The 12139-nt window shown below is 59.8% G+C and carries 7 protein-coding genes; 6 read left to right on the top strand and 1 reads right to left on the bottom strand.

The window, feature by feature from the left end:
* Positions 1 to 5: 5 nt before the first annotated feature.
* From B1722_RS20945 to B1722_RS20930, 4 genes are all read left to right on the top strand, one after another.
* Complete coding sequence (locus tag B1722_RS20945) at positions 6 to 305, top strand: BolA family transcriptional regulator (RefSeq protein ID WP_041069332.1); 300 nt, start codon at positions 6 to 8, stop codon at positions 303 to 305.
* A gap of 238 nt (positions 306 to 543) precedes the next feature.
* Positions 544 to 1485 (top strand): rhodanese-related sulfurtransferase, encoded by a 942-nt coding sequence (locus B1722_RS20940; RefSeq protein WP_041069334.1) that lies wholly within the window; start codon positions 544 to 546, stop codon positions 1483 to 1485.
* 35 nt (positions 1486 to 1520) lie between these two features.
* On the top strand, positions 1521 to 2123 hold the full coding sequence (locus B1722_RS20935; RefSeq protein WP_174377216.1) for a DsbA family protein: 603 nt from the start codon (positions 1521 to 1523) through the stop codon (positions 2121 to 2123).
* Complete coding sequence (locus B1722_RS20930) at positions 2116 to 3933, top strand: ABC transporter ATP-binding protein (RefSeq protein WP_047295570.1); 1818 nt, start codon at positions 2116 to 2118, stop codon at positions 3931 to 3933. The genes B1722_RS20935 and B1722_RS20930 overlap by 8 nt, the downstream gene beginning before the upstream one ends.
* Here the strand turns inward: B1722_RS20930 and B1722_RS20925 are convergent, their stop codons facing one another.
* Positions 3934 to 8559, bottom strand: coding sequence for a deaminase domain-containing protein (locus B1722_RS20925; protein ID WP_086794161.1), 4626 nt, complete (start codon positions 8557 to 8559; stop codon positions 3934 to 3936).
* A 174-nt stretch (positions 8560 to 8733) separates the two neighbouring features.
* On the opposite strand from B1722_RS20925, the gene B1722_RS20920 reads away from it, so the two are divergent.
* Positions 8734 to 11193, top strand: a complete 2460-nt coding sequence (locus B1722_RS20920; protein WP_041069346.1) for an EAL domain-containing protein — start codon at positions 8734 to 8736, stop codon at positions 11191 to 11193.
* 79 nt (positions 11194 to 11272) lie between these two features.
* Positions 11273 to 12034 (top strand): TenA family transcriptional regulator, encoded by a 762-nt coding sequence (locus B1722_RS20915; protein WP_217436895.1) that lies wholly within the window; start codon positions 11273 to 11275, stop codon positions 12032 to 12034.
* The last annotated feature ends 105 nt before the right edge of the window (positions 12035 to 12139 follow it).

The raw sequence follows: 12139 nt of genomic DNA, 5'->3' as shown, positions 1-12139 counted from the left end.
TCGTGATGAGCATGCAACAACGCATCGAATCGACGCTGGCTCTGCTTCAGCCTGAGCATTTGCAGGTGCTGGACGAAAGCCACATGCACAGTCGCGGGTTGCAGACCCACTTCAAGGCGGTGGTGGTCAGCGCGCAGTTCGAAGGCCTGAACCGGGTCAAGCGCCACCAGAAAGTCTACGGCACGCTCGGCGAGCTGATGGGCGAGTTCCATGCGTTGGCGCTGCACACCTACACCCCGCAGGAATGGGCCGAAGTCGGCGCCGCCCCGGCGTCGCCGACCTGTGCCGGCGGTAGCAAACACTGAGGATTGCGAGGGCTGCTGTGGCGAGGGAGCTTGCTCCCGCTGGAGTGCGCAGCACTCCCAAGGTGCGAGTTTTGCGACTGCTTCGCAGCCGAGCGGGAGCAAGCTCCCTCGCCACAGAGTTTCTACAGATCCTAAAACCACCGTGTTTTTGCTAGAATCCGCAACGCGCCGCTCAGCCGGCGCGTTTTTTTTGAATCCGGTTCACCCTTTGCGAGGGTAGCCACCTGGAGAAATACCCATGACACAACCGATTGTCGTGGCGGCACTGTATAAGTTCGTCACCCTCGAAGATTACGTTGACCTGCGCGAGCCACTGCTCAAAGCGATGGTCGACAACGGCATCAAAGGCACGCTGCTGATCGCCGAAGAAGGCATCAACGGCACCGTGTCCGGCAGCCGCGAAGGCATCGATGGCCTGCTCGCCTGGCTGAAGAACGACCCGCGCATGATCGACATCGACCACAAAGAGTCGTACTGCGACGAGCAGCCGTTCTATCGCACCAAGGTCAAGCTGAAGAAAGAGATCGTCACCCTCGGCGTCGAAGGCGTGGACCCGAACAAAAAGGTCGGCACCTACGTCGAACCGCAGGACTGGAACGCGCTGATCAGCGATCCGCAAGTGCTGCTGATCGACACCCGCAACGATTACGAAGTGGCGATCGGCACGTTCGAAGGCGCCATCGATCCGAAAACCACCAGTTTTCGTGAATTCCCCGACTACATCAAAGAGCACTTCGACCCGGCCGTACACAAGAAGGTCGCGATGTTCTGCACCGGTGGCATTCGCTGCGAGAAAGCCTCCAGCTACATGCTGGGTGAGGGGTTCGAAGAGGTTTACCACCTCAAGGGCGGCATCCTGAAGTACCTCGAAGAAGTGCCGCAGGAAGAGACCAAGTGGCAGGGCGACTGCTTCGTCTTCGACAATCGCGTGACCGTGCGTCACGACCTCAGCGAAGGCGACTACGATCAATGTCATGCCTGCCGCACTCCGGTCAGTGTTGAAGATCGTGCCTCCGAACATTACGTGGCCGGCATCAGCTGCCCGCATTGCTGGGACAAGTTGAGCGAGAAAACCCGCCGCAGCGCCATCGATCGGCAGAAGCAGATTGAACTGGCCAAGGCGCGCAACATGCCGCACCCGATCGGCTACAACTATAAACAAGCATCCACCGAGGCCTGATCATGACTGCGCGCCTGCTCTATGTGATGGATCCGATGTGTTCCTGGTGCTGGGGGTTCGCTCCGGTCGCCAAGGCATTGGTCGAGCAGGCGCACGCAGCGGGAGTGGAGCTGCATCTGGTGGTCGGCGGCTTGCGCACCGGCAGCGGTGCGGCGCTGGAACCGACCACGCGGCGCTACATCCTTGAGCATTGGCAGGCGGTCACCGAGGCCACCGGTCAGCCGTTCAAGTTCGACGGCGCCTTGCCTGACGGTTTTGTCTACGACACCGAACCGGCCTGTCGCGCAATCGTTACCGCGCGCAGCCTGGCACCGGATTGTGCGTGGAAACTGGTCGGCCTGATCCAGCAGGCGTTTTACGCTGAAGGTCGCGATGTTACCCAGGCCAGTGTGCTGGTGGAGCTGGCTGAAAAGGCTGGCGTGCCGCGCATCGAATTTGCTGCCTTGTTCGATCATGCCGACCAACACAAAGCGACTCAGGCGGATTTCACTTGGGTGCAGGATCTGGGCATTGCCGGATTTCCGACCCTGCTCGCCGAACGCAATGGCCAACTGGCCTTGCTGACCAACGGCTATCAACCGCTCAGTGAGCTGTCGCCGTTGCTCGGCCGCTGGCTGGAGCGCGCAGCCTGTGCCTGACCGGGCCGATGACACGCCAGCCGTAAAGCGTGTCGACCGGCTGAGCTGGGCAGAAGTCCGGCGCCTGGCACTGCATCACAAAAAGTCCCTGTGGATCGCTAACGGCGTGGCCGTGCTGGCGACGCTGTGCAGCGTGCCGATTCCGTTGCTGTTGCCGTTGCTGGTGGACGAAGTCCTGCTCGGCCATGGCGATGCCGCGCTGAAAGTCATGAACCATGTGTTGCCGTCGATGTGGCAGCAGGCGGCGGGCTACATAGGTCTGATGCTGCTGGTCACCCTGACGCTGCGTTGCAGCGCCCTGTGTTTTGGCGTGTTGCAGGCGCGGCTGTTTGCCCGGCTGGCGAAAGACATCGTCTACCGCATTCGCGTGCGCCTGATTGAACGCCTCAAACGTATCTCCCTCGGCGAATATGAAAGCCTCGGCAGCGGCACCGTGACCACGCATCTGGTCACCGATCTGGACACCCTCGACAAATTCGTCGGCGAAACCCTCAGCCGGTTTCTGGTGGCGATGCTGACCCTGGTCGGCACCGCGAGCATTCTGATGTGGATGCACTGGAAACTGGCACTGCTGATCCTGCTGTTCAACCCGTTGGTGATCTACGCCACGGTGCAGTTGGGCAAGCGGGTCAAGCACCTGAAGAAACTGGAGAACGACAGCACCTCGCGTTTCACTCAGGCCTTGAGCGAAACCCTCGATGCGATCCAGGAAGTGCGCGCTGGCAACCGTCAGGGCTTCTTCCTCGGGCGACTCGGCTTGCGCGCGCAGGAAGTGCGTAACTACGCGGTCAATTCGCAGTGGAAAACCGACGCGTCGAACCGCGCCAGTGGTCTGCTGTTCCAGTTCGGCATCGACATCTTCCGCGCGGCGGCGATGCTCACGGTGCTGTTCTCCGACCTGTCGATCGGGCAGATGCTCGCGGTGTTCAGTTATCTGTGGTTCATGATCGGCCCGGTCGAGCAACTGCTCAATCTGCAATACGCCTACTACGCAGCGGGCGGCGCGTTGGCGCGGATCAACGAACTGCTGGCGCGGGCTGACGAGCCGCAGTACCCGGGTGGTGTCGATCCGTTCAAGGGCCGTGAAACCGTGGGCATCGAGGTGCAGGGACTGAGCTTTGGCTATGGCGACGAGTTGGTGGTGGATCAGATGAATCTGTCCATCGCTCCCGGTGAAAAAGTCGCGATTGTCGGTGCCAGTGGCGGCGGCAAGAGCACGCTGGTGCAGTTGCTGCTCGGGTTATACACGCCGTTGTCCGGTACCATTCGTTTCGGCGGTTCGACCCAGCAGGAAATCGGCCTGGAGCTGATTCGTGAAAACGTCGCGGTGGTGCTGCAGCATCCGGCGCTGTTCAACGACACCGTCCGCGCAAACCTGACCATGGGCCGCACCCGCAGCGACGAAGCTTGCTGGCAGGCGCTGGAAATCGCTCAGTTGGAAGCGACCATCCGGGCGTTGCCGGACGGTCTCGACAGCATCGTCGGACGTTCCGGCGTGCGCCTGTCCGGCGGTCAGCGCCAGCGTCTGGCAATTGCGCGGATGATCCTCGCCGAGCCGAAAGTGGTGATCCTCGACGAAGCCACCTCGGCCCTCGATGCCGCTACCGAATACAACCTGCATCAGGCCATGGCGCGCTTTCTCAGCGGCCGCACCACGCTGATCATTGCCCATCGCCTGTCGGCGGTGAAGCAGGCCGATCGGGTGCTGGTGTTCGATGGCGGGCAAGTGGCCGAGGATGGCGACCACCAGCAACTGATCGCCGACGGCGGCCTCTACGCCAAGCTCTACGGCCACTTGCAGCGTCTGTAATCAGCCCCACAGCACTTGCAGCGCCGCCTCCTCGCCGTCATGGCCAAATTGCTTCATCACCACCGAACAGGATTCGCACGGGCGCATGGTCGTCGCGATGTCGACCGAGCGAATCTCCTTCGGATCGGGGTATTTCTCGCGCAGCACGCTGATCAGTTTGCTTTCGCTGTCCAGCGAGGTCGGCCGGCTGGTCTGCGTTGGCTGATAGGTTTTCAGATCCTTGATGGTCAGCGGCACGGCCAGCAATTGCCCCTGCTCGGTGACCTCCAGCGAGGTGCGCGGGAAGGCCGGGTTGTAGTCGATATTGATGTAAGTGGTGTTGCCGATCCGCACATGATTGGCACCCATGTGGCGAAACAGCGGCAGGCGCTGGGTGCTGCCCTGAGCGCCGGAGACGCTGACGTAGACTTCCCGTTTGCCGCTGGCCGTGGTGACTTCGGCATAGGCGATGTTACGTGCGTTGAGCGGCCGTTCACGCACGGGTAACAGGTTGTGCAGTTTCTGCATGGCACTGTCGATACGCAGTGCTGCGTTGTTGTTGGCCGGGTTGATCGTCGGTGACAGGAACAACGTGTCGAAAATCTCTGCGGTTTTCTGCCGAAAGGCTTCCGGCGCTTCCTTGCTGCGCGCCCACGTGACGGCGCCTTCGGGCAGGCGGGTGACGATCATCCGCGTCGAGTGATCGAACATCAGCGCCTCGCCCGGGCTGGTGTCGACTTTCAGCCATTTCAGATTGTTGGCCGGACTGGCTGTGGTGCCGATGGGAATTGCGATCTGCTCCATGGTCTTCATCGCGCGCTGCACCGATTCGAGGCCATGGATGCGCACGATGTTGTTGGCGTGCAGCGAGCCGGTGTAGACGGTCAGCAATTCCGCACCGAGACTGCCGTCGGCCAGTTCGGCGGGGGCCAGGCGTTTGAATGTCAGCTGCCTGCCCGGGACTTCGCCTTTGGCGAAAGTGGCGAGGTAGTATTCATGGTTGTTGACCCGGAAAAATACATGGGTGGCCGAATCGTCGAACGCCGGCAGCAGCACTGCGCCGACCTGATGTGAATCATTGATCCCGTCGTAGGTACCGCCGGTTTTTATCCGGGCATAAATACCTTTGCGAAACTGCAGCGTGGCTTGAATCTGCTGTCTTGGCACCAGCCTGCCCTGATTGAAGCCCAGACGACGCAGGTCACCGGTGAACAGCCGCGGGCGGTTATCGATGATTTGATAAAGCTTGGCATCGACCGCCAGGAACATTCCTTCTTGCCGGGGCAGGGCGGCGGGCTCCGAAATCCGCTCGCCAAACCACGGCGCGTAACCTTTTTCCTTGTCAATCGTGCCAAGGCCGGGCGTCGGAGCCGGTTCTGCAGTGACGTAGCTGACGCGGCAGTCGCCCGCGCCCGGTGCGCGACGTACCCGGCACGGCAGCAGCGTCCAGTGCTGACTGTCATCAAGCAGATCGACCCGGCGCAGTTCATCGCCGTCGAGTCGATAGGGCACCTTATCGATCAGTACTGTGATGCGTCCGCCAGCCTCGGGCATGAGCTCGATGCGCGTATCGGGCGCCAGCTCTATATCGAGCTGATTGTCGGTTTTTTTCACGACGCTGTAGTGCGAACGCCCTAGCGAAAAGTCGTGTTCGTGAGCGAGCAACTGAGGCCCGTAAGGACGATCGGACATCGGATCAAGCAGGTGATACCGGGAGTCGCCGACAGCAACGTTGCGCACCGGTACATCGTCAATGCCTTTGACCACGGCCAGATGATCGGCAGGGTTCAGTGCTTTCCAGCGCCCGGCATCCAGTGCCTGAGGCAGGCTGTGCATCAAGTCGTAGTCAGCGCTTCTGCCGGCCAGTTTTTTCAGGCGCATGACGGCGCGGTGTTCCAGATGCGCCACGGCCCGTACTGTGCCGATTGCGCCTCGGCCGCCAAGCTTGAGCAAGGCAGGCACAGCGTCCAGCGGATTGAAGTTTCTCAAGCTCGAAACCAGCAGGTTCTTCGACAATTGCGCCATGCGTGGCAGTGCGACGCGAATCGCCATTTTTCCTGCCACCGCAGTGAGGCGGATACTGCCGGCAACAAACTTGCCCAGGGGAATCGCAAACGAGACGATATCGAGGAACAGGCCGAGTACGCCCAGTGCGCGTTTCTCCGGGCTGTCCGATTGCAGGTCTTCGAGACTGCCCCAGAACGGAATAAAACCCTTGAGGGCATGAATCCAGTGCGTTTTGCTGGTGTCTTGTTCGAAGCGGGTTTTTCCCCAGGCGTCGCTGCGCAGTGCCTGTTCGTCGACATAGAACAGCTGCGTCGCGATGACAGAGGCGATTTGCGCAGTGCGCGGCGAGGTGAAGCTCAGGTTCGGCGAGCTGTCCTGATGGGCCGCCGGGATCATCGAAACCGGGAGAGGCTCGCCCAGTGGTTCGAGGATGGCGATGCACATGGCGTCGGTGGCGGGGGGCGAGCCGTTCCAGTGTGCTTCTCGATCGAATGGCAGGCGGCGGGCGACGATGCGAGTGATGCTCTGGGCCCTGGTGCGTCCACGTTTGGGCGGCAGTGGTGGCAATAACACACCGCCCATACGGGTGCTATCCAGATCTGTACGTTGGCGAATGATGCCGGCACGCGGCAGGCATTCGTAGAAGCGTGATAAGCCCTGATACGTCACTTGCAGGAAGAAACCCATGCGTGCCCGAAGCGGCAGGATGTTTTCCGGTGTTTCCAGGTGAGCCTCGATGTGCCGCGTCTTATCCCTGAGGCTGTGAATCCTCACTTGGCCGTGTTCCAGTGCCCGGCGGTCAGCCCATGGCAGAGTGACCAACAGCGACTTGATCAAATATTCATAGGCTTTGCGGGTCTTGCTCAGATAATCGTCGAACTGCCGATCGAACACTGTCCTGATATCGGGCAGGGTGCACTTGCTCGGGAAGCGTGAAACACGTTTGCCTGGTTGATGTCCGGTGTCGACAAAACCACTGTGCAGGCTGCCTTCCGGATTCAGGCTGATCCATTCGCTGGCGTTGCGGCCATCGCTGCTGACGTACCAGCGCGTTTCGTTGTTCAGCCCGCCAGAGGCATAGACCTCCAGCAGCGGCCAGGTGTGCAATGCCACTTCCTCGGTATCGATAATGCTGCGTCGGGCGCGGTTGCGCGCTGAGTGATGGTAGCGCTTGAGGCGAATCGTCGTGTGATCGGACAGATCGTTGGTCAGCGCCTTGTCCAGTTCCTGTTGCGCCAGGGCGAGTCTGCGTGGTGGTTCGATGTCCAGTTGCAGGATCGCCGCGTTCAGTTGTTTCTCGTGGTCTTCCAGAGCGTTCAGCGGCGCGTGACCGTTGGAGGCTTCGCTCGCGACAGCCAGCGCTCCGGTGGCTGCGGTCCAGGTACGCGCAGCAGCCACTCGGGTCATGGCGATCAGGGTTTGCAGGTCGCTGCTGGCGTTGTGACTTTTGTGCAGCGGCAGATCGACCAGTTGCTGGAAGCTCAGATACTCCAGCGACCGTGGATCAAGAGCATGAGCAAGGTGCACGCCATGCACGAAATTGACCCAGACCACCGAGCTGGCGTAAGGCAGGTCGTCAGGGATGTCGCGCACTTGAAATTCCGGTCCGAATTGCGCCAGGCAGGCCCATCCCAGCAAGTGTTTCTCGATCATCGTCGAGGTTCGGTCAGAATCCTCCAGATGCTGTAAAAAGTCCCGGCGAATGGTGGCGTAGCCGGCTCCGTAGTGAGCGCGTTGTTCGAGCGCAAAACCGGCCACCTCGGTCGAACTGCGGTTGCCAGGCAGGTCGTACCACAGGCACAAGGCTTCGAGCAGTAAACGCAGGCCGATATCGGGGACGGTCAGTTCATCGGGTCTGGAGCCGTACCATTGCAGCCTTTGCAGCAAGCGCTGGCCCAAGTCATGGGCTTGGGGGGTGTCGAGCAGGCGCTCCAGGCAGGTGGCGGGCTGCTGCTCCAGTTGCTGGACGGTAAAAGGAGGCGTGACTTCGCTGGCCAGACTGTCAATGGCAGACAGGGGTTTACCGATGAGCCAGTCGCCCATCACGTCGTGAATCGCGGCTTTGTCCTCGTCGCTCATCAACACCGCGAGCGTCGGGTGATGTCGCAGATTCAATCGGTGGCTGGCGCGCTGTTCTTCGACTTTGCCGATCAGCCGGGTCAGTGCCGTGGCGTCCGGTGCGTCCGCAAATGTGAACCCGGACTCACGCAGCAGTTGTGACAGCGGCTGCAGCCTGTCGGAACGCAGGTGTGCGCCTATACTCAGCAACGCTCGCTGAAACCTTTGAAGGCTGCTGGAGGCCTGGCTGACGCTCTCGATGACATAACGGGCGACGCTGCCATCGGGACGGTGGAAGGAGAAGTTGCATTGATCAGCCGTGGCGTCGACTTGCAGCAGGGCTCCTCTGGAGGTCTGCAGATAGGCAGTCAATTGCGGTTCGCCGCTGTTTTCGAACAGCGTTTGCAGCATGTTTTGCGCCTGCTCTTGCGCTGCGCCCAGGCGTGAATGGGCCTGGGGCGCCAGGTAGTAGGACTCCAGTGAAGTCGAAGCGTCGAGGACCGCGCGCAGGGCAGTGATCATTGCGCGGTATTCGTCCTGTTGGGCAGTATGGCGTTGCAGCGCGGTTGTAAGTGACTGCATGGAAAACGGCTCTGGATGATTGAAAGCCGTCAGTGTCGAAGTATCGCGCACCTCGGGTGCGGTACTTATGTATCGTCGGTTGCAAGCTTCCTGGCTTGCCGGAAGGGGGAACGCCCCCTAGTCTGGCTTTAGCGGTTTCCCCTTGATGATGGCAGTACGTGCGCAAAGGACCTCATGAAGCAAAAAAGGACACTCGGAACGCCACGGTTGTTGGGCATCGTCTGGCCATTTATTGCCGTCGTGTTATTTCAGGCGTTATTGGGGGGCGTGAGTCTCTACGTCCTGTCGGCCGTGCGTGGCTATGTCGCCGGTGAAAGTCTCTGGTCCAAGGGCCAGAAGGACGCCATCTATTACCTGAACCTGTATGCCGACAGCCGTGACGAGGCGATCTTCCTCAAGTACAAGGACGCGATTGCGGTGCCCCAGGGCGGTCACCAGTTGCGTCTGGCGCTGGATCGTCAACCGCCGGATCTGCAGGCGGCGCGGGAAGGGATTCTCAAGGGTGGCAACCATCCCGATGACGTTTCGAGCCTGATCTGGCTGTACCTCAATTTCCGTCATTTCAGTTATCTGGAAACAGCGATCGACCGCTGGACCATCGGCGATGCCTATCTGGTGCAACTGGACAATGTCGCGCGCGAGATGCATCAGGGCATCAGCAAGAATGTCGCGACGCCGGCTGATATCCAGCACTGGAAAGCGCAAATCTTTGCCATCAATGACGGTGTAACGCCGGCGGCCAAGGCTTTCAGCGATGCCTTGGGCGAAGGCTCGCGGATGATCCTGCGCCTGCTGCTGTTCACCAACCTGGCCACGGCGCTGGGGTTGATCGTGCTGGCACTGTTGCGCACCCACAAACTGCTCAAACAGCGCCATGCCTTTGCTCAGGCGCTGCAACTGGAGAAGGACCGGGCGCACATCACCCTGCAATCGATTGGCGACGGAGTCATCACCACTGATGTCAATGGTGCGATCGATTACATGAATCCTGCGGCAGAAGCCATGACGCACTGGAAGTCCGAGCATGCGGCGGGGCTGCCTCTGGCCGCGCTGTTCAATCTGCTGGACGACAACGCGCAGGCAGAAGGGCTGACGCTGATCGAGCATATCCTCAGCGGGCAACTGGTCGGCGGCAGCGAACATTCCAAACTGATTCAGCGTCTGGACGGCAGCACGGTTTCCGTGACGCTGGTGGGCGCACCGATCCGCAATGCCGAGAAAGTCAGTGGCACAGTGTTGGTGCTGCATGACATGACTCAGGAACGGCAATACATCGCCAACCTGTCGTGGCAGGCCACCCACGATGCCCTGACCGGTCTGGCCAACCGCCGTGAATTCGAATATCGCCTGGAGCAGGCCCTGCACAACCTGACGCGCCAGCCCGGTCGGCATGCGCTGATGTTCCTTGATCTGGACCAGTTCAAACTGGTCAACGACACCTGCGGCCATGCCGCTGGCGATGAGTTGCTGCGGCACATCTGCGCGTTGTTGCAATCGGGCTTGCGCGAGAGCGACACCCTGGCACGGCTGGGCGGCGACGAGTTCGGCATCCTGCTGGAGAACTGCGCCCCGGACGCTGCCGAGAAAATTGCCGAGAGCTTGCGTCAGACAGTGCAGAACCTGCACTTCGTGTGGAAGGGACGACCGTTCCTGACCACGGTGAGTATCGGTCTGGTGCACATCGCCCAGACCCCGACCACCCTCGAAGCCTCATTGCGCGCGGCTGACATGGCTTGCTACATGGCCAAGGAAAAGGGCCGTAACCGGGTGCAGGTTTACCACGCAGATGACTCCGAACTGTCTCTGCGCTTCGGCGAAATGGCCTGGGTGCAGCGCTTGCACATGGCTCTGGAAGAAGACCGCTTTTGCCTTTACGCCCAGGAAATCGCGCCACTGGGCCCCGCAGCTGATGGCGGCGGGCACATCGAAATACTCTTGCGTCTGCATGACGAGGCCGGGCGGATGATCCTGCCGGACAGTTTCATTCCGGCGGCCGAACGTTATGGCCTGATGAGTCAACTGGACCGCTGGGTTGTAGAAAATGTTTTTAAAGTCATTGCCCAATGTATTGCCGAACAACATCAAGGGCCTTTGGCAATGTGTGCGATTAATCTTTCAGGCATTACTATCGGAGATGAGGCGTTCTTGCACTTTCTGCGTGAACAGTTTGTTAATTACGCCATACCTCCTGAAATGATTTGTTTTGAAATTACCGAAACCAGTGCAATTGCCAATCTTGGGAGTGCAATTCGATTTATTAATGAACTCAAAGGCTTAGGTTGTTACTTCTCGCTTGATGATTTTTGTGCCGGAATGTCTTCATTCGCTTATCTGAAACATTTGCCTGTAGACTTCCTGAAGATCGACGGAAGTTTCGTAAAGGATATGCTGGACGACCCGATTAACCGCGCAATGGTCGAAGTGATCAATCACATCGGGCATGTCATGGGTAAGCAGACAATTGCCGAGTTTGTAGAAACAACCCAGATCGAGCAGGCATTGCTTGAAATCGGGGTGGATTACGCTCAGGGTTACGTCATCGAACGCCCGCAGTTGTTTACCTGCGACAGTTTGCAAAGTCGGCCCGCCAGACCGCAGCCGTTGTTATTCAAGGCGCCTGGCACGTTCCGTTGAAATCTCTTGCCGATCCTTACAATCACAAATCAAAAGGAGCCGAACAGTGATCGACACATTCAACCGAACCGGACCACTCATGGAAGCTGCAAGTTATCCCGCCTGGGCGCAACAGCTCATTACGGATTGCAGCGAGAGCAAGCGCCGGGTTGTCGAACATGAACTGTACCAGCGCATGCGCGATAACAAGCTCAGCGCCAGGACCATGCGCCAGTACCTGATCGGGGGCTGGCCGGTCGTTGAACAGTTTGCGTTGTATATGGCGCAGAACCTGACCAAGACCAGGTTTGCCCGCCATCCTGGGGAGGACATGGCGCGCCGCTGGCTGATGCGTAACATCCGCGTTGAACTCAATCATGCCGATTACTGGCTGAACTGGAGCCGCGCGCACGGCGTCAGCCTTGAGGATCTTCAGGCTCAGCAAGTGCCGCCGGAACTGCATGCGCTGAGTCACTGGTGCTGGCATACGAGTTCGGCGGATTCGCTGATCGTCGCCATCGCCGCCACCAACTACGCCATCGAGGGCGCGACCGGGGAGTGGTCGGCGCTGGTGTGTTCCACTGGCGTGTACGCTGCGGCGTTCCCGGAAGAGGAGCGCAAGCGGGCGATGAAATGGCTGAAGATGCATGCCCAATATGACGACGCCCATCCATGGGAAGCGCTGGAAATCATCTGCACGCTGGCGGGGATGAACCCGAGCCAGGCATTGCAGACCGAGCTGCGCCAGGCCGTGTGCAAGAGCTACGACTACATGTACCTGTTCCTTGAGCGCTGCATGCAGCTGGAAACCACGGAGCGCGCGATCCACGGTCGTGAACGTCTGGCGTTGGCAGAGAGCTGATTCAAGGTCTGAGGTGTAGCAAAAATGTGGGAGCGAGCCTGCTCGCGAAGACGGCGCTTCAGTCAGCACGGTTTTGACTGATTCACCGCTTTCGCGAGCAGGCTC

Origin of the sequence: Pseudomonas sp. SCPG-7, assembly GCF_002156405.1 — a bacterium.
Lineage (GTDB): Bacteria > Pseudomonadota > Gammaproteobacteria > Pseudomonadales > Pseudomonadaceae > Aquipseudomonas > Aquipseudomonas parakoreensis.
Note: the sequence above shows the minus strand (reverse complement) of the source record. Positions and strands in the feature narration are given on the sequence as shown.